Raw genomic sequence first — 24,947 nt, 5'->3', positions numbered from 1 at the left:
GAGCCTCCCGGTCTCCTACTCCCCCGAGAAGCTCGGGTCCTTCTGGATCTTGTCCCTCGTGGTGCCGTCCTCGTCCAGGGCCTCCGGCGCGGGCTGCGGCGGAGCGGGCGGGGTGCGGATCAGCAGCGCGACGAGTACGGCCACGGCGCCGAGCACGGCGCCGATGCCGAATCCCCACCGGACGCCCGCGGCGAGGGCGCCGGTGGCGTCGGCGCCCTCGGCCGCCGCCGTGGCGGCGTGACCCGACATGACGCTGATGACCAGGGCGGTGCCGGCGGCGGCCGCGACCTGTTGGAGCGAGCCCAGGATGGCGGAGCCGTGGGGGTAGAGGTGCGGCGGCAGCACGGACAGGCCGGAGGTGAAGACGGGGGTGAAGACGAACGCCATGCCCGCGCTCAGGGCCACGTGGAGGGCGAGCACCAGCCACGGCGAGGTCTGCTCGCCCGTGAGGGCGAACAGGGCGAGGCAGAGCGCCGTGACTACGGCTCCGGGTACGACCAGGCGTGGTGCGCCGAGCCGGTCGTAGAGCTTGCCGACCTGCGGTCCGAGCAGGCCCATGGTCAGGCCGCCGGGGATGAGGAGCAGCCCGGTCTGCAGGGAGCTCAGGCCGCACACCTCCTGCAGATAGATCGGCAGCAGGATGAACGCACCCATGAGGGCCATGAAGGAGAGGCACATCAGGCCGAGCGCCACGGAGAAATGGCGGTACGTGAGGGCCCGCAGGTCCAGCAGCGGTGCGGAGGAGCGCTGCAGGGCCAGCTGTCGCCATACGAACAGGCCCACCAGCACGGCGCCGACCAGGGTGGTGGCCTCCGGGGGCACGGGAGCCCGGTCCGCGTCCCCGGCACCGAGCCCGCTCAGGCCGTAGACCAGGGCGCCGAAGCCCGCTGCCGCCAGGGGGACCGACAGCCAGTCGATGGGGCCGGCCTGCGGCTCGCCGATGTTGACCAGCTTGCGCCGGCCGAACACGGCCATGGCTCCGGCGATGGGGAGCACCGCCACGAACAGCAGGCGCCATGACCCCAGCTGCAGCAGCACACCGGAGAAGGCGGGGCCGAGGGCGGGCGCGACGGAGATGACGAGGGTGATGTTGCCCATGACACGGCCGCGGTCCTGCGGGGGTACGAGGGTCATCAGCGTGGTCATGAGCAGCGGCATCATGACGGCGGTGCCGCTGGCCTGGATGACGCGGGCGGCCAGCAGTACGGGGAAGGCGGGCGCGGCCGCGGCCAGAGTCGTGCCGGCGAGGAACAGTGCCATGGCGAGGCTGAAGGCGGTCCGGGTCGTCACGCGCTGGAGGAACCACCCCGTCACGGGGATGACGACGGCCATGGTGAGCATGAAGGCCGTGGACAGCCACCCCGCGGCTGCCGCGGTGACCTCGAAATCGCGCATGAGCCGCGGGATCGCGTTGACCATGATCGTCTCGTTGAGGAGGACGACGAACGTGGACAGCACGAGAATCCGCAGCACGGCGGTGACGCGGGCGGGCGAATGGGTGGCCGTTGCGTGTGGTGCGGGCATGGCGCCTTCCGTCATGTGAGTGTCCTCCGAATGTGGGCTGGTCACCATGACAGACCGCGACACCGCGAAGAACTCATCGGTGTTCCCCGAATCTTTTCGGTGCCGCCGCCCGAGCTCAAACCATTTACCGTACGAGTGACGGCAGGCTCACCCTGCGCTCCGGGATGCTCCGTCGTTCAGTCGCAGCAGTCGCAGCAGCACTTGCACGGATTGCAGCAGCCACCGCCGCCACCACCGCAGCCGTCACCCGAACCACCGCCGGAACCGCCGGAACCGCCGGAACCGCCCGAGCCACCTGAGCCACCTGAGCCACCCGAGCCACCGGACCCGTGGCCGCCGCCGGAGCCGCCACCCGAGTTGCCGCCGAACCAGCCGTCACCCCTGGAACCGTCCCTGCCGGAGCCGTCCCGGCTCGAACCGCCGCTGCTGTTGCCGTCGCCGAACTGCCAGGACTCCCCGTCGTCCTCGCCGGCGTCGCAGCGACAGCACGCGCTGCACAGCCCGCATCCGCCGCACAGCCGGCGCCACTCGCGGCACCGTCGGCACTGCCCCTCCGACGGCCGGCCCGACGCCGTCGTCCCGACCACCGGAGCCACGCCCGCGAGCTCTCCCGCGCCGCAGGCCGTGCCGGTGCCGGTCCCCGCGGGTGTCTCCGTCTGCGCACGGCGTCCCAGCCAGGGCAGCATGCGCGGGCCCCGCGCCCGGCGGCGGTGCTGATGGTCACGGTGCCGGGGGTCGAAGACCCGATCGACGGCACGCTCCAGCTCGCCGCCCAGGAGCGCGCGGACCAGCCGCTCGTCGACGAACACGGCGTCGGACAGGGCGAGCCGGATTCCGCGCACGGCGTCGTCGCAGAGCCGGCGCACCTCGGCGCGGTCCGCGCCGGTCACGGCGATCGGGTTCCACGCGCCGGACGCCTCGTCCGCGTCCAGGTCCTCCACCGCGTCCAGCAGGTGCGCCAGTCGGCCGAACAGGCGGCCGGCCTCCGCCAGCGGTTCGGCGTTGCCCGGGCGGTCCGTGAGCACCGCGGTGTATGCGAAGGCGGCAGCGGTCGCCGTCTCCGAGGGCTCCGTGACCGTCAGCAGCGAGCCACCGGGGCCGGTCGACCGCTCGATGTCCGGCTGGCGCTCGACCGCCCTGAGCAGCAGCGCGGTGTCGAAGCCGAGCCGTTCGCCGCCCGCGGCACCCACGCGGTCCCAGCTGTCGGCGATCCGGAGTGCCGCCAGCGCCATCGGGCGGCGCCCCACCAGGCCGTCGCCGTCGGCCACATGGTCACGCATCTTCGCCGCGGCCAGGACCAGCGACACGGTCGCCGCCAGCCGCGCGCCCTCACCCTGGGCCACGTCCGCCGACCGCATCCCGCGCAGCGGGCACGGTCCGGCACCCCGCCTCCAGTCCCCGGCACGTTCCGACTGCGCCTCGGTCAGCACCGAGATGATCAGGCCGTCGTAGTTGGTGGCCACCCTCGCGAACTGCCCGTACTCGCTGCGCAGAGCCAGGCACAGCCCGCACAGGTGCGCCATCCACTCGGTACGCAGGCCCTCGCCCAGGCGATGACGGCACGGTCTGATGATTCCGAACATCGACGTTCTCCCCCGTTGGAACAGCTACCCGGACGCGCGGCCGACATCCTAGACGGTCCCTTCCGAGGGCCCCCGCGGAGTCGAGGACGACAGGGACGGAGGACGGCGCGTAACCCTGGGCCGGTCGGGGTTTGATGTACTTCAGGCGGCCGGTACGAGGGATTCCGGCGGAGAGTGGTGAGGTGCGATGAGTGAACCGACGAAGCCCGCGGTCGAACGTCCGGAGGGCGACGCTCCCCAGGAGCTGACCGTCCGGGACCTCGTCGTCGGGGACGGCCCCGAGGCGAAGCCGGGCAGGGTCGTGCGGGTCCACTACGTCGGGATCACCTTCGAGTCCGGAGTGGAGTTCGACGCCTCCTGGGACCGGGGCGAGCCGTTCAAGTTCGCCGTGGGCGGTGGCAGGGTCATCAAGGGCTGGGACCGGGGGATCAGGGGGATGAAGGTCGGTGGCCGGCGCGAGATCGTCGTCCCCCCGCGCCTCGGCTACGGCAAGCAGTCGCCCTCGCCGTTGATCCCGGCGGGTTCCACGCTCGTCTTCGTGGTGGACCTGCTCTCCGTGGTCTGAAGGCCGCTGAGGGACCGGGCGTTGGGTACGCTCTCCGGTGACTTCGGGGCGCCGCCAGGTGCTGAATCGCCGCAATCAGAGACGGATCCCATGGGCAGCGCACCTTCCGCCGATTTCCTGCAGCCGCTCAAGGCGGACGACCCGGCCGTCGTGGGCGGCTACCGCCTGGCCGCCGTGCTGGGTGCGGGTGGGATGGGCAAGGTCTACCTCTCCCACACGCCGGGCGGTCGGCCCATCGCCATCAAGGTGATCCGGCCCGAGTTCAGCGAGGATCCCGAGTTCCGGCGACGCTTCCGGCAGGAGGTGCGGGCCGCGGAGCGGGTCCAAGGGCTCTACACCGCCCCGGTCATCGACTCGGACACCGACGGCCCCCAGCCCTGGCTGGCCACGGCCTACGTACCCGGCCCCTCGCTCGCCCACGCCGTCGCCCGGCACGGGGCGCTGCCGGTGCGCAGCGTACTGCTGTTGACCGTCGGGGTCGCCGAGGCGCTGCACGTCATCCACGGCGCGGGCATCGTCCACCGGGACCTGAAGCCCGCCAACGTGCTGCTCGCCTCCGACGGCCCGAGGGTCATCGACTTCGGCATCGCCCGGGCCGCCGACTCCACTGCTCTGACCAGTACCGGCGTCAGCGTCGGCACCCCGGCCTTCATGGCGCCCGAGCAGGCTTCGGCCGGCACGGTCACCCCGGCCACCGACGTCTTCGCCCTCGGGCAGATCGCGGCCTTCTCCGCGATCGGGGCATCGGTCTTCGGCGACGGGCCGTCACACGCGGTGCTGTACCGGATCGTGCACGAGGATCCCGATCTGAGCGCCCTGCCGGAGGAGTTGCGGCCGGTGGTGACCCGCTGCCTGACCCGCGATCCGGCCGACCGCCCGACCCTGACCGAGGTCATCGAGCTGTGCAACGCGGCCTCCCGGACTCCGCTGCGCCAGGGCGAGGACTGGCTGCCGCAGGCCGTCGCCGGTTCCCTCACCGAGCGGCTGCGGCTGCCCGCGCCGGCTGCCACCCCGCCGCCGACGGCCGCGCCGACGGCCGCCCCGACGCCGGTTCCGACCGAGATCTCGCCGCAGGCGCCGGCGGCTCCCGGGTACACGCCGACCGGGGTGGCCGCCGCGCCGACGCAGACAGCTCCGGCGCCGGGGGCGCCGGGGGCCGTGCCGCCGGGTTACCCGACGCCTCCCCCGTACGCGCAGCCTTCCTATCCGCAGCCGCAGCCGCCGGGCCAGTACCACCGACCCCCTTACACGCAGCCCTCGTACGCTCCGGGCCACAGCACGCCGCCGCCGTTCCACACCCAGGGCTTCGTCGCCGGTCCGCCCGTTCCGCCGCGCCCCAAGCGGACGGGGCTGATCGTCGCCGGGGCGGTGGCGGCGGCGGTCGTCGGGCTCGTGGTCATCGGGTCCCTGCTGCCGGACGGCTCCGCCAAGGGTGGCAACGACAAGGCCTCGGGCGGCGCAAGCTCCTCCTCGGGGAGGCCCGACCCGCAGCCGGTCGCGTACCCGGGCATCGACGTGCCCCAGAACCACCAGCTGATGTTCGCCGACAATCCGCCGCGCCCGGCCGAGGAGCCGACCGGCGCCGGCGTGCTCTACGGGGACGCCGACCTCTTCTTCTACCGGGACACCCTGTTCGGGGACGAGAAGTTCGGCAGTACGAACGGCAAGCTCGTCCTGCTGAACAACTCCGAGAAGGGCTCCTTGGAGACCTGTCGGGCCGTGACCCGCTTCACCGAGAAGGTCGGCCTCGACCAGCTCACGGACGGCTCGCAGGTCTGCGTGCTGAGCAAGGCCGGCCACATCGCGGTGGCGACCTTCCGCGGCAGGACGGGCGGAGCGAAGGAGACGGCCTTCATCACCGTCGACCTGACGGTATGGCGCAATGCCGACCCCGCGGCGAAGAACTGACGGTGGCTCGCGCGCCCGACGACGTTGCCCGGTCCTTCTCCTTGCAGGGGCCGTCGAACTCGTCGACGATGCTTTCAAGCCCCTGCCTTCCGGATCCCACCGGGCCCGGACGGGGCAGGGAAGAACTGGGGGACACAGTGACAACGAACAACCGCCCGAAGAAGCGCCCGATGGTCGCGGCGGCCATCGTCCCGCTCTTCATGCTCGCCGGACTGCTCCTGGGCACCGCGGCCACGGCCTCGGCGGCCGCTCCGGCCGCCCGGCAGGCTCCTGCCGCCGCCGCGCTGCCGCAGGGCGGTCCGCTCGCCGGCGCGGGCGTGGCCGCCGGTCTCCACCAGGCACCGGCCTCGTCCCAGCTCCGGGCCACCACCGGGAACAAGAAGGGCAAGTCGAAGGGCAAGTCGAAGGGCAAGAAGAAGGGCAAGAAGGGCGGCCTGTTCAAGAATCTGCTGATCGTCCTGGTCGTCGTCATCGTGCTGTTCGGCGTCCTGTACGCGGTCCGCCGCGCCCTGCGCCGCAGGTCCGCCTAGGGAACGCCCCCCGGACCGGCCGGGACGCTCAGGTCAGGCTCCACGACCAGGTCCCGTCGGCGGTGACGAGGCAGACGAGGAGCACCACGTCGGCCAGGCCCAGGCCGATGGCCAGGCGGGCCCGGCCGGGCCTGGTCGTGTGCCGCAGGAGTGCGAGGGTGCCCAGGACGACGGCGATCGGGCCGAGGATCAGGTTCATCACGAGCAGCCCCACCAGGCCGAGGACGAAGCCGGTGACGGCCATCGCATCGGCGTCGCGGGTACGGGCCGGGTTGCGGCCCGCGGTACGGGAATCCGCCTGGAGGCTCATCGGGCACCCCGGGGGTCGTGGTCGAGTCGTCCTGCCGACCGGCGGTGGCCGAAGAGCCGCTCGCGGGCGGCGAAGAGGGCGAGCCAGAGAGCGATGGCGAGACCAGCGACCATGCTGACGGGCGCGGGTACATGGGCCACGACGCCGAGGACGACGCCGAGCACAAGCAACGCACCTACGAGGAAGAGCATGAGACGTCCTCCGTTCAGGTAACAGTTGTTCACTGACTACCCGGTCCAGTTTGCATCATGCTGGCGACGGACGACTGTGACGCGGTTGACTTCGCGTCATGAGTGCAGAGACCGGCCTTCGCGAGACCCGGCGCCGCCGCACCCGGCGCGCCCTCCTCGATGCGGCCCTGTCGGAGTTGGCGGAGCGCAGCCTCGGCAGCCTCGGGCTCCGGGAAGTGACCCGGACCGCCGGAGTCGCCCCCACCGCCTTCTACCGGCACTTCCGCGGCATGGACGAGCTGGGAACCGCGCTGGTCGAGGAGGCGCTGGCCAGCCTGCACGGGACGGTACGGGAGATCCTCACCGCCTCCGGCGACGCCGACCGGCGCGGCGACGCTGCCGTGCGGCTCATCGGCGACCTGGTGCGGGAGCGGCCCGCACACGTCCGTTTCCTGGTCCGCGAACGCCACGGCGGGGTGGCGGCGGTGCGCGAGGCCATCGCCGCGCAACTCGACGTCCTCGCGGACGAGATAGGCGTCGCACTGGGCTCCGACCGCCTGAGCGCGTGCTGGGATGCCGACGACGTGACGATGCTGTCGCGACTGCTGGTGGACCACATGTTCATGACGGCCTCGGCGTTCCTGACCGCATCCCTCCGCGGCGAGGACTGGTCGGCCGCCTCCGCCACGGCCCTCGCCCAGCTGCGCCTGATCCATCTCGGGCGCGTGCACTGGGCGGGCGGGCGGGCAAGGTGACGGCGGCGGGCCTCAGGCCGGCTTGCGCCACACGGAGACGTGCTTCGCGGAGTCCTGGGTGAACGGCGAGCCGTCCCAGTCCGCGACGCGCCGTTCCGACTCGAGCCCGGCGATCCGTGCCATCAGGTCGAGCTCCGCCGGCCAGGCGTACCGATGCCGGGAGTTGTCGCGCCGGTAGTGGCCGTCGTCGCCGTCGCGGGTGAAGTGGTGCGAGACGAGCATCTGCTCGACCAGGTCGAAGGTGTCGAAGCCGACGTGCTGCTCGGAGACGTCGAACGGCACCGCGACCTGGCCGGGCGGCAGGAACCGCAGCGGCGGCACGCCCAGCTCGATGACGAAGCGGCCGCCGGGCTCCAAGTGGCGTGCGGCGTTGCGGAAGCACTCGACCTGCTCGTCCTGTGTGAGCAGGTTCGTGATGGTGTTGTAGACGAGATAGACCAGGGTGAACGTACCCGGGACGACAGTGGTGGCCATGTCCCCGATGACCACCGGGAGCGTGTCCCCGTCGACCTTGCGCCGCAGCACCGCTGCCATGTGCTCGGACAGTTCGATGCCCACCACCGGCACACCGCGTTCCCGGAGCGGGACGCCCACTCGTCCGGTTCCGATGGCGAATTCAAGGGCCCGGCCGTCTCCGGCAAGTTCGGCGAGGAAGTCGAGAGTCGGTCCGAGAACGGCTGCCGAGGACGTTTCGGCCTCCTCGGCGTCGTATCGGTCGGCGGTCGCGCGGGTCCACAGTTCGCTGCTCGTCACGGACGGCCACTCTGCCGGGGGCCGGGGGGCCTGTCGACGCATTTACTCTCCCAGCGCGGCGCGCGCTGGGAGCCGGCCCGGGGCCCGACCACCGCCGAACCGCTACGCTCCCGGAAATGACCGCCGAAGCCTGCTGGGATCCCGCACCCGTGCACGAGGTGGCCGACCTGTTCCGCCGGGCCGGAACGCCCTGGTGGATCGCCGGGGGACATGCCGTCGAACTCGCCGTCGGGCACCCCGTCCGCGCGCACGACGACATCGACGTCCTGGTCCTGCGCGCTGACCAGCTCGCCGTGCAACGCGTACTGGCCGGCTGGCAGTGGTGGGCCGCCGACCCGCCCGGCACGCTGCGTCCCTGGCAGCCCGACGAGTACTTGCCCCTCGGCATCCACGACGTCTGGTGCCGCCCCGGGCCCGGAACGCCGTGGCGCATCCAGGTCATGCTGGACGAAGCACGGGACGGCCTGTGGGTGTCGCGCCGCAACGCCGCAGTACGCCGCCCCGTGGCAGAACTGGGAGCGGTCGGCCCGGGCGGCATCCCCTACCTGACCCCCGAAGTCCAGCTCTACTACAAGGCCGAGAAGCCCCGCCCGAAGGACGAGACGGATCTCGCCGCGGCCCTGCCGGTCCTCGCGCCCGCCCAGCGGATCTGGCTCGCCACGGCCATCCTCGAAACGTACGGGGCGCACCCGTGGGTCGACCGCCTCGACGTGCCGGAGCAGTACCGGCACCCGCCGAGCAAGGGCCTCCCGGTCGAGGCCCCCCACCACGGGGAGCAGCGGTGACGGCGCGGGCGGCTACGCGCCCTGCGGGTCGGCGTAGGTGCTGTCGAACCAGTCGATGAACTCGCGCACGGTGCCGATCTTCGAGATCCGCGCGTGCAGGGCCTTCTGGTCGTGGCCCATGACGAACCAGCCGCCGGCCACCGACTCTCCACAGCCGCAGTAGCAGGTGCGGGCGCCGTGCGGGGAGTCGAAGTAGGTGATGGGGTTGCGTGTCGTCTCGACGGGAGTGGGCCTGCCGACGTAGGCGTCGTGGACGGCGTCGCCCGGCGTGAGGTACTTGCCCTCGATCGCCTTGCGCCCTCCGGCCACGGGGACGAGGCGGTCGATCTCGATGGCCAAGCGGACCTCGCCCTCGTGGGAGAGCAGGGCGTAGCGCTCCTTCTCGGCCCTTTCGCCGAGGACCCAGCAGCCGCGGTTGGCGTGGAAGAGGGCTTCGTCGTTCATGACCGGGTCGAAGCCGATGATGTTGCGACCGAGCTGGTCCTCCTGCGGGTTGACGTAACGCCTCGCACCCAGGGTGATGTGGATCATGAGTCGCCCCCATGGCCGAATACGCAGGGCTCCTTGCCCTGCTGGGTATCCAGATCCTGGCAGAAGGACTCGATGCTCGGGGGCCGGGCGGGCGGGTGTGCGTCGCGCCCGCCCGGGCCGTGGGCGTCAGTTGGCGGGTCTGGCGAGGAACGTGTCGATGGCCGTGGCGACTTCGGGGTGGGCGAGGTACTCCTCGATGCTGTGGGCCCGGTCGCTCGCGTTCACCACGGCGTGCTCCTCCGTCAGCTTGCCCCAGACGGGCTCCAGCGGGCAGCCGATGGCCACCGCGTCGGTCGGACACCAGGCGTTGACCCACTCGCGTACGGCTCCGGGGCGGTCGGTGCCCGGCGGGATGAGCCGGCTGGTGACCGCGTTCATCCCCAGCGGGCTGCCCGCTGTGACCAGGAGGGTGACCTTCATGCCCGGGGGGAGCCGGTTGGCGACAAGGTCCATGCCGACCACCGTGCCGAGGCTGTGGGTCACCAGGACCAGCTCGCCTTCGTGCGGGATCTCCTCGGCCACACGGTCCAGGACGGCGTCGCGGACCGCCTGATCGCCGAGGTAGGCGTCCACGTCGCGGAAGACGGTCGCGATGGCCAGTGCGTCCACATCGGTCTTGGCCGCCAGCCAGCCCAGCGCGCCCTGGAGGGATCCGACGATGGTGCTGCCGATGTTCTCCGCGGCCTCCTGGCCGTTCGGCGGCATGCCGGCCAGGACCGCCGCCTCGATGACGAGCTGCTCGTACGTCCCGTGCTCGGACCGGGCGGCGAAGGCCTCCAGCGCCGCCATGGCGGGGGCGTCGGCGTAGGAGGCGGGAAGCGCCTCGTGCTGCCCGATGGCCTCGACGATCCGGTCGCCGTAGTAGGGGAACCAGACGTGCTCGGGGTCCACGGTGCGCAGCCCGGCGCGGGTGAGTCCGTGGTTGAGTCCCCCGGTCCAGCCGCGGCGGAGCACCTCGGGGTCCTTGCCCTGCTGGCTCCGGCCGTGCAGGAACACCAGGTGGCGCGCACCGCCGAACGCGTTCATCGGGGCCCTCAGGCCGACGCGGGTCCCGGCGGGCGCGGGGGTCGTGGCAGCCTCCCGCGGGGTCGGGCCCGGGGTCCGTGCCGGGGCCACGGCCGGCGTCACGGGCACCACGGGCGCGAGCGGCGTGAGCGGCGCGACCGGAGTCTCCACCGGGCCTGCGACGGCGTCCTGCCGGAGCCCCGACTCGGGCCCCATCTCCGCCAGCAGCGCCCGCCGCCCGGAGTCCAGCGGCAACGCGGCGAGGTGCTTGAGGATCGAGCTGGTGCGGGCGCCCTCGTTCGAGACGTAGTCGACGGTGTCGTCGCTGTCGATGCCGCTCCGCCACAGCTGGCCGTCCTTGCGCAGGACGCGGCCCTGGGCGTCGGTGTTCGGCACGCCCATGTGGTGCAGCGCAACGACCTCCCACTGGTCGTTGAAGACCGGGGACCCGGAATTGCCGGGCTCGGTGTCGGTCCGGTAGTGGAGGAAATCGTCGAGGCGCTGCACGAGGGCGTTGTCGCGGAGCGCGATCTCCTTGAGCCGTCCCATCGGGTGGCCGATGACGTTCACCGGTTCGTTCTGGACCAGCTTGCCCTGCTGGATGCTGAGCCGGTTCCATCCGAACTTCTCGCCGGCGAGACCGCCGTCGGCGGCGGGAACGACCGCCACCAGCGCGTAGTCGAGATGCCTGTCCGCCGTGAAGAAGGTGTCAGGGTCGAACGTGAACCGGATCGCGGCGTCGGGCGCGTTGTCGATGGTGACCTGGGCGTTGAACTCCAGGAAGCAGCGCCGTGCCGTCGCCGCGTCCGGCAGCACGTGGTGGTTGGTGAGCAGCAGCCGGGGGGAGACCAGGAAGCCGGTTCCGTGCGGCCGTTCCAGGCCGCCCCGGAGGATCGAGATCCGGGCGACGGTGGCGGCGGCGCGGGCACCCCGCGGCAGGAAGCTCCACGGCTGGAGGTCCTTGGTGAGTCCGATGACCCGCTCCAGGGTTTCGGGCATGTCCAGGGCCTCCGCGTGGACGCTCTCCACGGCCGCCGTCGGCGGAATCCCGCCCCGTTCGAGCAGCCGGTTGGCCCGGGAGGCGATCCGCTCCGGGGTGTCCGGGTACCGCACCCCGGCCGCCAGCTGCGCCTCGATCTCCCTGCGCGCCGCGGACGCCTCGCGGTACCGCTGCGCCGCCGCCTTCTGCTGTTCCTGCTCTTCCGGGGATTCGTTGGAGGGGAGCATGCCACTCACCGTTCTGTCGCTGTGGGTCTTCCGACGCCTTCCAGGAGGCGGACGCGCTCTCGATGCCGCAACAACAGCGGGTGCGGCCTCGACCGCGCCGGACGGAGCGAACGGCGCGCACCGAACCGGCTTCCTGGGGCGATGTCCCGGCGCAGAAGATTCCGGGGCGCTGCGCCGGACAGGTGGGCGGGCGCGGTTGCACCGTGATGCCTTACACCCCGCCGTTCACCTGGGTTTTCGCCTGTCTGCCCCGCTCCGCACGACAGCCGCCGAGGGCTGGGGCAGCGTCGTGGGGAGTGCAGGGAAACCCCTCCGGGAAGAGGCTCGCATGGACGAGGTCGAACGGTACGAACGCTACGCCGGCGGCAGTGCGGAGGCCGAGCGGCTGGTCTTCGAACGGCTGGCGCGTGAGCTGCTGCGGGTGCAGCACAAGGTGCAGAGGCGCAGTGGCGCCGCCGCCGTCGACCGGACCTTCCACGCGAAGGCGGTCCTCGGCGTGGAGAACGCCCGGCTGAGGTTCCGCGAGGACCTCCCGGAGGAACTGCGGGCGGGTTTCGCCGCGCCCGGAGCCGAGTACCCGGTCACGGTCCGGCTCTCCAACGCGAGCGGGGTCCGAGGGCCCGACTTCGCACCCGATCTGCGCGGGGCGGCGCTGCGCGTCGAGGTGGGCCCGGGTGAGGCCCACGATCTGCTGATGACGAGCTTCCCGGTCTCCCACGCCCGCGACGCGCGGGAGTTCGTCGCCTTCGCCAAGGCCATGGCGGGTGCCGACTCGCGGCTGCGCAAGGGGATCGCCCTGTTCCTCAAGCTCCCCCTGGCGGTCGGCTGGCCCACGGCCACCCGGATGCGGCGCAACATCGTCGCGGGAACCAGGCGTACGGTGCGCAGCCTGGCCCTGGAGACCTACTGGAGCCGCGGCGCGATCCTGTGGGGCGACCGCGGTCCGGTGCGCTATCAGCTGCGGCCTGCCGCGTCCGCCGCCCCGGCCCCGGCCGCGTCGGGCACCGATCCCGACTACCTGCGGCGCGAGCTCTCCCAGCGGCTGCTCCGGGGGGACGTCGTCTTCGAGCTGTGCGTGCAGCGCTACGTGGACGCCCGGCGCACGCCGGTGGAGGACGGTGCGGCCGAGTGGCAGGAGGGGGTGGCACCCGTCGTACCGGTGGCCACACTGACCGTCCCGCGCCAGGACGTCCACACCGCGGAGGGCCGCGCCGGTGCGGCCCGGGTCGATCTGCTGGCGTTCAACCCGTGGCACACCTCGGCGGACTTCCGCCCCCTGGGCAACCTCAACCGCGCCCGCAAGGCCGCCTACGAGGCGAGCAGCGCCCACCGCCTGGGCCGCCGCTTCGTGACGGTCGAGCCGCGCCGCAACACCCTGCTCGGGGCACCGCTGCGGGCCGGCTTCCGCACGGTCAACCGCTTCGTCCCCTGGCACCGGCTGCCCACCCCGCTCGGCCTGCTCAACCTCATGGCCTTCCGGCAGACCCTGCGGCGGCACAACCTCATTGACACCGAGGCCCACGAGGCTCCGCCCGAGGCCGGTCCGGTGGAGGCGCCGCCCGAGGAGGAACTGCTGGTCAGGCGCAGCTACGACGGCTCGTACAACGATCTGTCGGCGCCGCGGATGGGAGCCGTCGGGGCGACGTTCGGCCGTACGATGCCGCCCGTCCACCGCCCGGACCGGTTCGACTCGCCCAATCCGGTCACCGTCAGCCGGGAACTGCTGCGGCGTGAGGCGTTCATCCCCGCGACCTCGCTGAACATCATCGCCGCCGCGTGGATCCAGTTCCAGGTGCACGACTGGGTCAAGCACAGGAGGCTTCCGCTCTCCACCCGCAGCGTCGAGGTGCCGCTGCCTCCCGGCGAGACCTGGCAGAACACCCCGGGCGGCCCGCACGAGGCGGTGATGCGCTTCGGCGACGACGAGGCGGTGCCCACGTCCGGCGGGCGGCCGCCGATCGTGTTCGCCAGCGACGTGTCGCACTGGTGGGACGGCTCGGAGGTCTACGGGGGCGACCGGTCCGCGGCGACGGCCCTGCGCGAGCCCGACGGCGGCGCCGGCCTGCGGCTGGAGGACGGCCACCTGCCGAACGGCTCGAACGGCTCCCCGCTCACCGGGTTCACCGACAACTGGTGGCTCGGCCTGAGCGCCATGCACACCCTCTTCGCCCGTGAGCACAACGCGGTGTGCGAAGCCCTGCGGCACGAGTATCCGCGCATGGACGAGGAGCGGGTCTACCACACGGCCCGGCTGGTCGTCTCCGCCCTGATCGCGAAGATCCACACGGTGGAGTGGACGCCCGCGATCCTCGCGACCGAGACGCTCGACATCGGCATGAGGACCAACTGGCAGGGACCGCCGAAGAAGTGGCTCGACCAGCTCGGCGTCTGGCTGCTGGAGGCGAACGGGCGGCAGGGCATCCCGAAGACCCTGCCCGACCACCACGGTGCCCCGTACTCCCTCACGGAGGAGTTCGTCACCGTCTACCGGATGCACCCGCTGATGCCCGACGACTACGAGCTCGTCGACCACCGGTTCGGCCGCCGGCTCGACACCCTGGACTTCGCCGCCCTCCAGGGCGCCGCGACGGAGCCGCTGATCCGCAAGACGGGGTTGGTGAACACCCTGTACTCGCTGGGCATCGCCCACCCGGGGGCGATCACCCTGCACAACTTCCCGCGCGCGCTGCAGGCGTTCGAGCGGGACGGGGAAGTGATCGACCTCTCCGTGGTCGACCTGGTGCGCACCCGGCGCCGCGGCGTCCCCCGCTACAACGACTTCCGGGCCGGCCTGCACAAGCCGCGGATCCGGCGGTTCGAGGACCTCTCCCGCGATCCGGACACGGTCGCACGGCTGCGGGACGTCTACCGCTCGGTGGACGACGTCGACACGATGGTGGGGCTGTTCGCCGAGAACCCGCCCGCGGGCTTCGGCTTCAGCGACACCGCCTTCCGCGTGTTCATCCTGATGGCCAGCCGGCGCCTGCAGAGCGACCGCTTCCTCACGGTCGACTTCCGGCCCGAGATCTACACGCCGCTGGGCATGGACTGGATCGAGCGGGGCGGCATGACGAGCGTCATCCTGCGGCACTGCCCCGAGCTGGCCGGCATCCTGCCGCGCGGCGCGAGCGCCTTCGCCCCCTGGCGCCCGGTCACACCACACCGGAACGGCAACGGCAACGGCTGAGCGCGGACGAGCCCGGCACCGCTGCTACGGGGCGATCTCGAACTCCGGGGGCTTGAGGGTCTTCAGGCATGTGGTGTTCGGGGCGGACGGGGTGTCGAAGAAGGAGACGGCGATCTCCTGGGCGCACTTGGACGTCGCGAAGACCACGTGCGGCTCGTAGGGGACCGTGACGACCTTGGCGTTGGGCAGCGTGCGGGCGACGTACGGCCCGTTGTTCGCACCGGTCTGGGAGTCGAAGCCGCCGGACAGGGCGAGGGTCGGGATGTCGCCGCGCGTGGCGTCGCGGATGGAGGGCGGCGCCGCAGGGACGTTCCAGGCGTCGCAGTCCGGGTGGAGGAAGGCCAGCTGCGGGGCCTGGGCCTGCACCGAGCGGGGGAAGGACGGGAACGTCGCCTGTCCGCCCCGGAGCGCCGCCTGCTCGCTCTCGTACGGGGTCCACTCGCTGCAGAAGACTCCGTAGACGAGGCCGTGTGCGATCCGGCCCATGGCCTGCGGGCTGAGCTTGCCGCCCGCCCACTGCTGGGCGATGCGCTGCGGCTTGCCGTGCGCCAGTTCGTCGAGGGCGGCAGGTACCTGGGGTGCCACGTGGGTGGCCGAGGTCATCCAGTTCACCAGGGCTCCCCCGTCGAGTACGACCTTCACCGGCTTGTCGCTGCCGGGCAGGGTGACGGTGGTCGTGACCGGCTTGGCTTCCAGTTGGCGGACGAGCTTGTCGAAGGTGGCCGACAGGTTCGGGTAGCGCTTGTTGCAGGCGGGCTGCTCCGCGCAGGCCTTGAAGAGGCCGTCGAAGCCCTGCCGGGCGCTGCTCCAGGTCGCCGCCGAGCCGGCCCTGGACGGCGGGAGGATGCCGTCGATGCCGACGGAGCGAAGTCCCTCGGGGTGCAGGCGCATGTAGGCCAGCGCCAGGTGGGTGCCGTAGGAGATGCCGTAGAGGTTCCACTTGTCGATGCCGAGCGTCTTGCGCAGGTCCTCGTAGTCGGCGGCGCTCTGGATGTCGTTGTAGGCACCGAGGTCGATCCCGGCGGCCGCGAGCTTGTCACGGCAGGCCTTGGTGGCCTCGACGTGCAGGCGCTCGGTGGACGGGGCGTCGTGGACGAGGCCGACCGAACGGGCGTTGAACTCGTCGATGTTGGGGCACAGGAGGTCCGGTTCGGCCGAGTACGTACCGCGCTGTGACATGAAGATGACGTCGCGGTCGCGGTTCAGGCCGCCGTCGATCGCCATCTGCGCCTCGCCCACCGCGTCGTCCCCGGGCCCGCCCGCGAGCCAGACGATCGGGTCGGCCTTGGGTGTGCCGGACGCCGCGGGCACGATGGCGACGCCGAGGTCGATCGTGCGACCGCCGGGCTTCTCGCGGTTCTCGGGCACGGTGAGCGTGCCGCAGCGGGCTCCTTCGAGTGCCTTGATCGGTTCCGGCGTCTTCGGGCAGGGGCCCGGTTCGTAGGCGGCGTCACCGACGGTGCGGGCGACGGTGCCGGTGGTCGCTCCCGGGGTGGGGTCGGTGGCGGTGCGGACCTGCGCCGCGACGGGTGCCGTGAGCAGGCCGGCGACGAGGAGCGCGGCCGCCGGGCCGGCCGATGAGGGGGCGAGGAGTCTTCCTGCGGTCCTGCGACGGCGGGGCGCACGGGCGAAGGTCATCTGCCCTCCCGGTCATTCGGGGATGATCGTGAACGGTGCGGGTTCGAGGCCGTCCACGCAGCCGGTGTCGGGCGGCGCGGTGGGACGGTCGAGGAAGGAGGCCAGTACGCGCTGCGCGCAGGGCGACTGCGGGACCACCCAGTGGCCGATTCCGGGGATGCGCACGGTGGTCGAGCGGGGCAGGCTGCGGGCCGCCTCCGTGGCCCAGCTCGCCCCGGTCTTGACGTCGAAGGTGCCGGAGACGAGGAGTACCGGGACGGAGCCGGCCGTCGCGACGCGCTGGACGGACGCGCGGTCCGGGACGTTCCAGAGCCGGCACACCGGGTACTGGAAGGGGAGTTGCGGCGCCTGCGCGAGGACTGTGTCCGGCCAGCCGGGGAAGGCCTCGCGGCCCGCCTTCAGCACGTCGGTCTCCGAGTACCCGGGTGCCCATTCGGCGCAGGCCACCGAGTTCGTCAGGCCGTGCGCGAACGCGCCGGTGTTCTGGACCGAGCCGGCCGCGCGGGCCTGCGCGAAGCGCTCCGGGTTCCCGTCGGCGAGTTCGGTGAGGGCCGCTGGGAGGTCCTTGGGCCGGGGGGTGAAGGCGACGATCAGGTTCAGCAGCGCGCCGCCGTCGAGGACGACCTTGACGGGCTTTCCGCCGCCCGGCGGGGGGACGTTCAGGGTCAGGGGGTGGGCCTCCAGCCTGCGCACCTGTTCCGTCAGGGTGCGGCGGAGGTCCGGGTAGCGGTCCTTGCAGGCGGGTTGCGCCGCGCAGGCGTCGAGGATGTTGTCGATGCCCTCGGCGACGCTGCTCCACGTCCACGGCAGGGTCGCGTACTGGGGCGGTGTGACGGAGTCGACCGCCACGGCGCGGATTCCCTCGGGGTGCCTGCGCAGATACGTCAGGGCCAGGTCGGAACCGTAGGAGTATCCGTAGACGTTCCACAGGGGGATGCCCAGTGCCTTGCGCAGGTCGGCGAAGTCGGCCGCGTTCTCGGTGGTGTTGTATGCACTCAGGTCGACGCCTTGGGCGGTGAGGCGGCCGCGGCACTCCTTGACGGCCTTCAGCAGGAGCGCTTCGGCCTGCTTCGCGTCGTATCCGAGGCCCACGGCCTGCGCGTTGAACCGGTCGACCTCCGGGCAGGCGAGGTTCGGCCGGTCGTAGAGGTTGCCGCGCTGGCCCATGACGATCAGTTCGCGGTCCTTGTTCAGGCCGGAGTCGACGAGGAACGGGATGTCGTCGAAGGTGTCGGCACCGGGGCCGCCCGCCATGAACACCACGGGTTCCTTGGCGGGCTTCGCGGGGGTGACGGCCGGGATGACGGCCACGGCCAGGCCGATGGTCCGGCCGCCGGGGCGGGAGCGGTTCTCGGGGACTTCGAGGACGCCGCAGCGAGCGCCGCTCAGCGCCTCGATGGGCTCGGGCGGTTCCGGGCACGCGCCGGGCACGAACCGCGAGGCGGGCGAGGCGGGCGGGTTCGTGGCACCGGGTGCAGGGCCTACGGGCGCACCGGGTGCGGGACCGGCCTGTGCGGGGCCGGCCTGTGCGGGGCCGGCCTGTGCGGGGCCGGCCTGTGCGGGGCCGACTGCGGTCAGGCAGGCCAGGGCGGCCACGGCGGCCGCCGCGCGGATGCTGTGCTTTGGCATGGACTTCGTTCCTCTGCCGACATCGGCGGCGGACCTGCCGGGCGACCCGGGCCGCAGCGGTTGGGGCGGAACGCTCGTCCTCGACGCTACCGGTTGGACCGTACGGGCGCACGCGGAGCCGTCCGGCGGCCCCGGCCGCGGAGCCGACACACCCGCCCGGGTACGGCGGATCGCCGGCCCGGTCGAGGAGGATCGTACGGCGGCGGCGACGAGCCGAACGAGCCCGCCGCCCTACCACCCCGCCGGAGTCACCATGGCCCCACCTCCCCCGGCCCCTCCCCGGCCGCCCCGCCCGCGCCGACGGCGGGCATCGCTCCTGCCGGTCCTGCTTCCCATCGCGGTGTTGATCGTGGCGGCCGTGGCCGTGGGGTCGTGGCTGCAGTTCACCGAGCGGCAGGCGATCGACACGGTGCACACGGCGGGATCCGCGGCGGCCGACCGGCTGGATGTGCAGGCGACCGTCCAGCGCGTCGACGCCGCGGCCAGGGAACTGGTGCTGCGGGTCCGGGTCACTCCGCGCGGAAGCCTCGGCGAGGAGGACGGGACCGCTCCGGTCGGGGACCTCAGCCTCCAGACCACCGGGGCGACTTTGGGCGACCTGTCGTTCAGGGCGCACGAACGGCTCGTGACCAAGGACGTGAAGGTGGTCATGGCGGGCGGGTCGGTCGGTGACTACCCGTTCGACGCCTACGAGACCGACATCGGGTTCTGGGCGCAGATGGACGGCAAGGACGTGCCGGTCCGGTTGCTGTTCTCCAACAACGACACGCTCTTCTCGGTCTCCGCGATCCCCTGGCCCTCCCCCCAGGAGGCCGCCCTCGGGGTCGAGTTGGTCCGCTCGGGCAGCCTGCTCGTCTTCGCGGTCCTCATGATGGTGGTGATGTGGGCGCTGGCGGCGTCGGTGCTCATCGGGACCTGGTACCTGACGACCCGCGGCGAGGGCCTGGTCTGGCCCGCCCTCGGCTGGATGGCCGCCACCCTGTTCGCCCTCGCGGCGTTCCGCAACACGGCACCCGGCTCACCGCCGATCGGGTGTGTGCTGGACTGGTTCGCCTTCCTGTGGGCCGAGACCGTCATCGCGCTCTGCGTGATCGCCGTGGTCCTCGCCGGCGTCCGCACCGCCCTCCGGGAGGACGACGGGCCTGACGGCCGGGAGGACGCCGGTCCGGGCGGCGGGGAGGACGACGGGCCGGACGGCGAAGGGGCCGGCCTGCCCGGACCCGGCGGGACGGGCGATCTTGGCCGGGCGAGCAGACAATGAGCAGCAGGCGCCCGGCGCGGTGACCGTCCCCGGCGGGAGCCCGACGCCGCGTGCCGCAGCGGCGCCACGGGTCCAGCGAAGGACTGATGGATGATGTCGGACGAGAGAGCCGAACGCATCGCGGACTTCATCGAGCCGTTGCGGGTGGAGCCGGGGTCCGAGGTGCGCCTCGACCGGGATTTCGATCCCCGTTACAAGGCCGGCCTGAGGAAACGGGACGGCGCCGAGCTCCTGCGCAGCGGGGTGGCGTTGCTCGCCGAGTACCAGGAGCGGCTGGCCGCCCAGGACACCTACGGCGTGCTGCTCTGCCTCCAGGCCATCGACGCCGGGGGCAAGGACGGGACGATCCGCCATGTGATGAGCGGCGTCAATCCCCAGGGCGTGCACGTCAGCAGCTTCAAGGTGCCCTCCGCCGAGGAGCTCGACCACGACTACCTGTGGCGGTACGCGCGCCGGCTGCCGGCGCGCGGCGAGATCGCCATCTTCAACCGCTCGCACTACGAGGAGGTTCTCGTCGTACGGGTCCACCCCGACAACCTCGTCCGGCAGAAGCTGCCGCACGACGCGTGCGGGCCGGACGTGTGGGACCGGCGATACCGGGAGATCAACCGCTGGGAGCACTACCTCACGGACAACGGGTTCAAGGTGGTGAAGATCTTCCTCAACCTGTCCAAGGAGGAGCAGCGCGCCCGTTTCCTCAAGCGGATCGACCGGCCGGAGAAGAACTGGAAGTTCTCCGCGGCCGATGTCCGGGAGCGGGCGAGGTGGGAGGACTACCAGGACGCGTTCTCCGCGATGCTGTCGGCCACGAGCACGAAGTGGGCGCCGTGGTACGTGGTGCCGGCCGACCGGAAGTGGTTCGCCCGGATCTGTTCGGCGGCGGTCCTCGCGCACACCCTGACGGAGATCGATCCCCAGTACCCCGACGTGGGGAAAGAGGCGCGCAAGGCGCTGCTCGTCACCCGGCGGGAGCTGGAGGGTGAGGCCCCCGCCGGGGCGGCGGCCGATCCGTACGCCGACTCCCGGCGGCCCGGGAGGAAGAAGCGCCGCTGAGGGCGGCGCCTGCCCGGGCGCATCCGCGGCCAGGGATCGGAGGCAGGACGATGACGGTGCGGTCGGAATCTGCGGGAGGGCGGCCCCGGGCTCCGGGGGACGCCTGGTACACGCGCACGCCGGAGGAGGTCGTGGCCGCGTTCGGCGTCGACCCGGCCGTCGGACTGTCCGCGGCGCGGGCCGCGGAGCTCCTGACCGCGTACGGACCGAACGCGCTGCCCGAGGAGAGGCGGACCCCGGCCTGGCGCCGGTTCCTCGCGCAGTACCGCAGCTACATGCAGATCGTGCTGCTGGCCGCGGCGGTGGTCTCGCTGCTCATCAGGGAGTGGACCACCGCGATCCTGCTGATCGTGCTGACCCTGCTGAACGCGGTCGTGGGCCTGCGCCAGGAGGGCAAGGCCGAGAGCGCCATGAACGCGCTGCAGTCGATGATGAAGGCGACGGCGCGGGTCCGCCGGGACGGCTCGGAGGCCGAGGTACCCGCGGAGCAGCTCGTCGTCGGGGACGTCGTGCTCATCGCCGCCGGGGACCAGGTGGGGGCGGACGGTCGCATCATCGAGGCCAGTGCCCTGCAGATCGACGAGTCGGCGCTCACCGGCGAGAGCGTTCCCGCCGCCAAGGACTCCGGCACGCTGGCGGGCTCCCTCCCGGCTCCCGGCGACCGGACGAACATGGCGTTCATGAACACGCCGGTCACCCACGGCAGCGGCGTTCTCGTCGTCACCGCGACCGGCTCCGGCACCGAGCTCGGCCGGATCTCCGGGATGCTGGCGGCCACCGAGAAGGAAGTGCCGCCGCTCACCAGGGAGCTCGACACCCTGACGCTGTGGATCACGGCGGCCGCGGGCCTGACCATGATCGTGATGTTCGCCCTGGGGCGGCAGCGGGACCAGGCGTGGGACGCGCTGTTCGTCAGCGCGGTCTCCCTGGCCATCGCCGCCATCCCGGAGGCCCTGCCGACCGTGACGCAGGCGATCCTGTCCGTCGGCAGCCTCAACCTGGCGAAGCGGAACGCCATCGTCAAGGAATTGCCGTCGGTCGAGACCCTGGCGTTCACCTCCGCGATCAACTCCGACAAGACCGGCACCCTGACGATGAACCAGATGACCGCCGTCGAGGTGCTGAGCCCCACCGACCGGTACACGGTCTCCGGCACGGGGTACGGGCTGGAGGGGAGGATCCACCACGCGGCGGGCTCCTCCGCCGGCATCGAGGACGCGATCCTGCCGTACGTGGTGGCCAGCGACGCGAAGCTGGTGGAGGGTGCGGTGGTGGGCGATCCCACCGAGGGTGCGCTGCTGGTGCTGGCGCACAAGGCCGGGCTGGACGTCGACGCCACCAGGGAGGGCCTGCCGCGGCTGGCCACCCTGCCGTTCGATCCCGGGTACAAGCTGATGGCCACCTTCAACGAGGCCCGGGACGCCTCCGGACGGCAGGTCGTGCGGTGCTTCGTCAAGGGTGCGGCCCCGGCGGTGGTGGCGCGGGCCGCCACCGCGCTCGCGGCGGGTGAGACCGTCCCGTGGGACGCCGCGCTGGCGGCGCGGGCCGGGGAGGAGGCCGAGCGGATGGGCGGCGAGGGCCGCCGGGTGATGGCCGCGGCCACCCGGGACCTGGACCCGGCCGCCTTCGATCCGGGGGGCGACCTGCTCGCGTACGTCACGGAGCTGCGGATGAGCAGCCTCGTCGGCATGGTCGATCCGCCCCGCGAGGAGGCGAAGGCGGCCGTGGCCGCCGCCCGGGCGGGACACATCCGGGTCCGCATGGTCACTGGTGACGACGTCACGACCGGTGCGGCGATCGCCCGGCAGCTCGGCATCCCGGGCGAGGCGATCCTCGGCGCCGACTTCGCCGCCCTGAGCGAGGAGGAGCAGATCGCCCGGATCGAGGGCATCGGTGTGGTGGGGCGGGTCGCGCCGGAGCACAAGGTGCTGCTCGCCGACACGCTCAAGAAGAGGGGCGACGTCGTGGCGATGACCGGGGACGGCGTCAACGACGCGCCCGCGATCAAGGCCGCGGACATCGGCATCGCCATGGGCAGCGGCACGGACGTGGCGAAGAACGCCGGGCGCATGATCCTTTCCGACGACAACTTCGCCACCATCGTCTACGCCGTGGAGCAGGGCCGGAGGATCTACGACAACCTCACCAAGTACATCCGGTTCGTCCTGCTCCTGCTGGTCACCTTCGTACTGACCTTCCTCGGGGCCACGGTGTTCAACATCGCCGCCGGCGAGCCCTTCACCCCGCCGCAGGTGCTGTGGATCCATTTCGTGGTCAACGCCTCCTTCGGCTTCGCGCTGGGCTTCGACCGGGAGAGCCCCGGGCTGATGCGGCGCACGCCGCGGCCGCGCGGGGAGTCGGTGCTCACCCGGCCCGTGCTGGTGACGGTCGGACTCGGCGGGCTGGCGATCACCGTGGTCCTGCTGGGGCTGATCACGCTCGGCGAGGCCCACTTCGACGGTGTCGAGACGGGTCGGTCCATCGCGTTCACGGCGTTCGCGCTCTGTCTGATCGTGGCGGCGTTCGAGTGCCGCAGCGAGACGGACTCGGTGCTGACCGCGTCCACCTTCGACAGCAAGCAGATGAACTGGGTGGCGCTGGCCCAGTTCGTGCTGGCGGTGCTGGTCACCCAGATGGACGGCTTCCGGCGCCTCCTGGGGACGACGGAGATCGACGCCCGGCAGTTCGGCTGGGCGCTGCTCGCCGCCGTCGCCCTCCTGCTCCTGTGGGAGCTGGGCAAGCTCGTGGCCCGCCGGTCCCGAGGCATCTGATGGCCGGGCGGTCCGCGCCGGCCGGGCATCCGGACCGCACGCTCGTCTCCCGGGTGCGGGCCGTACCCGGGATCCGCGCGGTGTCGACCTACCGGCGGGAGTGGCTGGTCAAGGACCTGGTGGCGGGGGTCGTCCTGACCACGCTGTTGGTGCCGCAGGGCATGGCGTACGCCGAGCTGGCGGGCCTGCCGGCCATCACCGGCCTGTACACGACGGTCCTGTGCCTGCTCGGCTACGCGGTGTGCGGGCCGTCCCGGATCCTGGTGCTGGGACCGGACTCCGCGCTGGGTCCGATGATCGCGGCCACCGTTGTGCCCCTGGTGGCCGCCGGCGGGGATCCCGACCGGGCCGTGGCGCTGGCGTCGGTGCTCGCGCTGATGGTGGCGGCGGTCATGATCCTGGCGTCGGTGGCGAAGCTCGGCTTCATCGCCGATCTGATCTCCAAGCCGACGATGACCGGCTACATGAACGGTCTGGCGCTGACCATCCTGATCGGACAGCTGCCCAAGCTGCTGGGCTTCTCGGTCGACGCGGACGGTCTGATCGGCGAGTGCGCCGGCTTCGTGCGGAGCCTGGCCGGCGGGGCGGCCGTGCCGGCGGCCGCCGCGGTCGGCATCGGCGGGATCGTCGTCGTCCTGGTGCTGCAGCGCTTCCTGCCGAAGGTCCCGGCGGTGCTCGTGATGGTGGTCCTGGCGATCGGCGCGGCCGTCGTCCTCGACCTGGGCGAGCGCGGCGTCGAGCTGGTCGGGGAGCTGCCCGACGGCTTCCCGCCGTTCACGGTCCCGGACGTTCGGGCCGCCGATCTGCCGCTGCTGATGGGCGGTGCGCTGGGCATCGCCCTGGTGTCGCTGACCGACACGATCTCCAACGCGTCGGCTTTCGCGGCCCGTACGGGCCAGGAGGTCCGCGGCAACCAGGAGATGGCGGGCGTCGGCGCGGCCAACCTGGCGGCCGGCCTCTTCCAGGGCTTCCCCGTCAGCACGAGCGGATCCCGTACGGCGGTGGCGGAGCGGGCGGGGGCCAGGACCCAGCTCACCGGGGTCGTCGGGGCGGTGCTCATCGTCCTCATGCTGGTCCTGGTTCCGGGCCTGTTCCGCAACCTCCCCCAGCCGGCCCTCGCCGCCGTGGTCGTCACGGCGTCGCTGTCCCTCGCCGACGTTCCCGGCTCAGTGCGGCTGTGGCGGCAGAGCCGTACGGAGTTCCTGCTGTGCGGCGCGGCCTTCGTCGGCGTGGCCCTGCTCGGCGTGCTGCCCGGGATCGCCGTCGCCGTGGCCCTGTCCGTCCTCAACGTCTTCCGGCGCGCGTGGTGGCCGTACCGCACCGTGCTGGGGCGGGTGCCGGACCTGGAGGGCTACCACGACGTCCGCTCGTACCCGCAGGCGCGGCAGCTGCCGGGCCTGGTCATCTACCGGTTCGACGCCCCGCTGTTCTTCGCCAACGCGAGGACCTTCCGCGACGAGATCAGGCGGCTGGCGGGCACGGACCCGCGGCCCACCTGGATCGTGATCGCGGCGGAGCCCATGACCGATGTGGACACCACAGCCGCCGACGTCCTGGAGGACCTGGACGAGGCGCTCAACGCGGACGGCGTGCACCTGGTGTTCGCCGAACTGAAGGATCCGGTGCGGCAGAAGATCGAGCGGTACGAACTCACCCGGACCATCGACCCCCGGCACTTCTTCCCCACGGTGGGGGCCGCCGTCGCCGCGTTCCGCCGGCGCACCGGGGCCGAGTGGACGGACGGCGACCGCTGACCCGTGGG

Annotated in this window: 19 protein-coding genes; 10 read left to right on the top strand and 9 right to left on the bottom strand. The window is 72.3% G+C overall.

The features are described from left to right. Positions 1-15: 15 nt before the first annotated feature. Both E6U81_RS18815 and E6U81_RS18810 read right to left on the bottom strand, forming a co-directional pair. Positions 16-1,524: a DHA2 family efflux MFS transporter permease subunit gene (locus E6U81_RS18815; protein WP_136231260.1), complete on the bottom strand. Its 1,509-nt coding sequence runs from the start codon at positions 1,522-1,524 to the stop codon at positions 16-18. Positions 1,525-1,700: 176 nt separating this feature from the next. Further along, positions 1,701-3,107, bottom strand: a complete 1,407-nt coding sequence (locus E6U81_RS18810) for a DUF5685 family protein (RefSeq protein WP_136231259.1) — start codon at positions 3,105-3,107, stop codon at positions 1,701-1,703. 187 nt (positions 3,108-3,294) lie between these two features. Between E6U81_RS18810 and E6U81_RS18805 the strand changes: the two genes are divergently transcribed. The 3 genes from E6U81_RS18805 to E6U81_RS18795 all read left to right on the top strand — a co-directional run bounded on the left by E6U81_RS18805 (position 3,295) and on the right by E6U81_RS18795 (position 6,110). Beyond that, positions 3,295-3,672 (top strand): FKBP-type peptidyl-prolyl cis-trans isomerase, encoded by a 378-nt coding sequence (locus tag E6U81_RS18805; protein ID WP_136231258.1) that lies wholly within the window; start codon positions 3,295-3,297, stop codon positions 3,670-3,672. A gap of 90 nt (positions 3,673-3,762) precedes the next feature. Further along, positions 3,763-5,580 carry a serine/threonine-protein kinase gene (locus E6U81_RS18800; protein WP_136231257.1) on the top strand — a complete coding sequence of 606 codons (1,818 nt, stop codon included), beginning with the start codon at positions 3,763-3,765 and terminating at the stop codon, positions 5,578-5,580. Between the two features lie 137 nt (positions 5,581-5,717). Then, positions 5,718-6,110, top strand: coding sequence for a hypothetical protein (locus E6U81_RS18795; protein WP_136231256.1), 393 nt, complete (start codon positions 5,718-5,720; stop codon positions 6,108-6,110). Between the two features lie 28 nt (positions 6,111-6,138). On the opposite strand, the gene E6U81_RS18790 is transcribed toward E6U81_RS18795, so the two are convergent. After that, positions 6,139-6,420, bottom strand: coding sequence for a DUF4190 domain-containing protein (locus tag E6U81_RS18790; protein ID WP_136231255.1), 282 nt, complete (start codon positions 6,418-6,420; stop codon positions 6,139-6,141). Beyond that, the gene (locus E6U81_RS18785) at positions 6,417-6,611 is read right to left on the bottom strand and encodes a hypothetical protein (RefSeq protein WP_136231254.1); all 195 of its coding nucleotides are present in this window, start codon (positions 6,609-6,611) and stop codon (positions 6,417-6,419) included. Before E6U81_RS18785 ends, E6U81_RS18790 begins: the two co-directional genes overlap by 4 nt. A 98-nt stretch (positions 6,612-6,709) precedes the next feature. Here E6U81_RS18785 and E6U81_RS18780 point away from each other — a divergent pair, with 98 nt between their 5' ends. Next, positions 6,710-7,345 carry a TetR family transcriptional regulator gene (locus E6U81_RS18780; protein ID WP_136231253.1) on the top strand — a complete coding sequence of 212 codons (636 nt, stop codon included), beginning with the start codon at positions 6,710-6,712 and terminating at the stop codon, positions 7,343-7,345. Between the two features lie 12 nt (positions 7,346-7,357). Here the strand turns inward: E6U81_RS18780 and E6U81_RS18775 are convergent, their stop codons facing one another. Beyond that, complete coding sequence (locus tag E6U81_RS18775) at positions 7,358-8,098, bottom strand: class I SAM-dependent methyltransferase (protein ID WP_168714669.1); 741 nt, start codon at positions 8,096-8,098, stop codon at positions 7,358-7,360. 116 nt (positions 8,099-8,214) lie between these two features. Here E6U81_RS18775 and E6U81_RS18770 point away from each other — a divergent pair, with 116 nt between their 5' ends. Beyond that, a complete protein-coding gene (locus E6U81_RS18770; RefSeq protein ID WP_240803896.1) occupies positions 8,215-8,883 on the top strand; it encodes an amino acid transporter in 669 nt (222 codons plus the stop codon). A 12-nt stretch (positions 8,884-8,895) separates the two neighbouring features. Here the strand turns inward: E6U81_RS18770 and E6U81_RS18765 are convergent, their stop codons facing one another. Further along, positions 8,896-9,414 (bottom strand): hypothetical protein, encoded by a 519-nt coding sequence (locus tag E6U81_RS18765; RefSeq protein ID WP_136231251.1) that lies wholly within the window; start codon positions 9,412-9,414, stop codon positions 8,896-8,898. Positions 9,415-9,540: 126 nt separating this feature from the next. Continuing rightward, positions 9,541-11,646, bottom strand: a complete 2,106-nt coding sequence (locus tag E6U81_RS18760; RefSeq protein WP_136231250.1) for a serine protease — start codon at positions 11,644-11,646, stop codon at positions 9,541-9,543. 328 nt (positions 11,647-11,974) lie between these two features. On the opposite strand from E6U81_RS18760, the gene E6U81_RS18755 reads away from it, so the two are divergent. Beyond that, positions 11,975-14,833, top strand: coding sequence for a peroxidase family protein (locus E6U81_RS18755; protein WP_136231249.1), 2,859 nt, complete (start codon positions 11,975-11,977; stop codon positions 14,831-14,833). Between the two features lie 24 nt (positions 14,834-14,857). On the opposite strand, the gene E6U81_RS18750 is transcribed toward E6U81_RS18755, so the two are convergent. Together E6U81_RS18750 and E6U81_RS18745 are read right to left on the bottom strand one after the other, a co-directional pair. Next, a complete protein-coding gene (locus E6U81_RS18750) occupies positions 14,858-16,471 on the bottom strand; it encodes an alpha/beta hydrolase (RefSeq protein ID WP_136231248.1) in 1,614 nt (537 codons plus the stop codon). Between the two features lie 12 nt (positions 16,472-16,483). After that, a complete protein-coding gene (locus E6U81_RS18745; protein ID WP_168714668.1) occupies positions 16,484-18,100 on the bottom strand; it encodes an alpha/beta fold hydrolase in 1,617 nt (538 codons plus the stop codon). On the opposite strand from E6U81_RS18745, the gene E6U81_RS18740 reads away from it, so the two are divergent. The 4 genes from E6U81_RS18740 to sulP all read left to right on the top strand — a co-directional run bounded on the left by E6U81_RS18740 (position 18,099) and on the right by sulP (position 24,939). Then, a complete protein-coding gene (locus E6U81_RS18740) occupies positions 18,099-19,361 on the top strand; it encodes a DUF4436 family protein (protein WP_346766157.1) in 1,263 nt (420 codons plus the stop codon). The genes E6U81_RS18745 and E6U81_RS18740 overlap by 2 nt on opposite strands. Positions 19,362-19,454: 93 nt before the next feature. Beyond that, a complete protein-coding gene (locus E6U81_RS18735) occupies positions 19,455-20,414 on the top strand; it encodes a polyphosphate kinase 2 family protein (RefSeq protein ID WP_136231247.1) in 960 nt (319 codons plus the stop codon). A gap of 50 nt (positions 20,415-20,464) precedes the next feature. Further along, complete coding sequence (locus E6U81_RS18730) at positions 20,465-23,185, top strand: HAD-IC family P-type ATPase (protein ID WP_136231246.1); 2,721 nt, start codon at positions 20,465-20,467, stop codon at positions 23,183-23,185. Further along, a complete protein-coding gene (gene sulP, locus E6U81_RS18725; RefSeq protein ID WP_136231245.1) occupies positions 23,185-24,939 on the top strand; it encodes a sulfate permease in 1,755 nt (584 codons plus the stop codon). Before E6U81_RS18730 ends, sulP begins: the two co-directional genes overlap by 1 nt. Positions 24,940-24,947: the final 8 nt, after the last annotated feature.

Origin of the sequence: Streptomyces sp. A0592 (genome assembly GCF_004795115.1) — a bacterium.
GTDB classification, from domain to species: Bacteria; Actinomycetota; Actinomycetes; order Streptomycetales; family Streptomycetaceae; genus Streptomyces; species Streptomyces erythrochromogenes.
This window is presented reverse-complemented; position numbering and strand designations above follow the sequence as displayed.

What these genes read in the sequence shown, in the direction of transcription:
- E6U81_RS18740 (WP_346766157.1), top strand. Translation starts at nt 18,099, where the DNA reads ATGGACTTCGTTCCTCTGCCGACATCGGCGGCGGACCTGCCGGGCGAC.
- E6U81_RS18745 (WP_168714668.1), bottom strand. Translation starts at nt 18,100, where the DNA reads ATGCCAAAGCACAGCATCCGCGCGGCGGCCGCCGTGGCCGCCCTGGCC.
- E6U81_RS18760 (WP_136231250.1), bottom strand. Translation starts at nt 11,646, where the DNA reads ATGCTCCCCTCCAACGAATCCCCGGAAGAGCAGGAACAGCAGAAGGCG.
- E6U81_RS18785 (WP_136231254.1), bottom strand. Translation starts at nt 6,611, where the DNA reads ATGCTCTTCCTCGTAGGTGCGTTGCTTGTGCTCGGCGTCGTCCTCGGC.
- E6U81_RS18770 (WP_240803896.1), top strand. Translation starts at nt 8,215, where the DNA reads ATGACCGCCGAAGCCTGCTGGGATCCCGCACCCGTGCACGAGGTGGCC.
- E6U81_RS18730 (WP_136231246.1), top strand. Translation starts at nt 20,465, where the DNA reads ATGACGGTGCGGTCGGAATCTGCGGGAGGGCGGCCCCGGGCTCCGGGG.
- E6U81_RS18815 (WP_136231260.1), bottom strand. Translation starts at nt 1,524, where the DNA reads ATGCCCGCACCACACGCAACGGCCACCCATTCGCCCGCCCGCGTCACC.
- sulP (WP_136231245.1), top strand. Translation starts at nt 23,185, where the DNA reads ATGGCCGGGCGGTCCGCGCCGGCCGGGCATCCGGACCGCACGCTCGTC.
- E6U81_RS18780 (WP_136231253.1), top strand. Translation starts at nt 6,710, where the DNA reads ATGAGTGCAGAGACCGGCCTTCGCGAGACCCGGCGCCGCCGCACCCGG.
- E6U81_RS18755 (WP_136231249.1), top strand. Translation starts at nt 11,975, where the DNA reads ATGGACGAGGTCGAACGGTACGAACGCTACGCCGGCGGCAGTGCGGAG.
- E6U81_RS18750 (WP_136231248.1), bottom strand. Translation starts at nt 16,471, where the DNA reads ATGACCTTCGCCCGTGCGCCCCGCCGTCGCAGGACCGCAGGAAGACTC.
- E6U81_RS18805 (WP_136231258.1), top strand. Translation starts at nt 3,295, where the DNA reads ATGAGTGAACCGACGAAGCCCGCGGTCGAACGTCCGGAGGGCGACGCT.
- E6U81_RS18735 (WP_136231247.1), top strand. Translation starts at nt 19,455, where the DNA reads ATGTCGGACGAGAGAGCCGAACGCATCGCGGACTTCATCGAGCCGTTG.
- E6U81_RS18765 (WP_136231251.1), bottom strand. Translation starts at nt 9,414, where the DNA reads ATGATCCACATCACCCTGGGTGCGAGGCGTTACGTCAACCCGCAGGAG.
- E6U81_RS18800 (WP_136231257.1), top strand. Translation starts at nt 3,763, where the DNA reads ATGGGCAGCGCACCTTCCGCCGATTTCCTGCAGCCGCTCAAGGCGGAC.
- E6U81_RS18810 (WP_136231259.1), bottom strand. Translation starts at nt 3,107, where the DNA reads ATGTTCGGAATCATCAGACCGTGCCGTCATCGCCTGGGCGAGGGCCTG.
- E6U81_RS18790 (WP_136231255.1), bottom strand. Translation starts at nt 6,420, where the DNA reads ATGAGCCTCCAGGCGGATTCCCGTACCGCGGGCCGCAACCCGGCCCGT.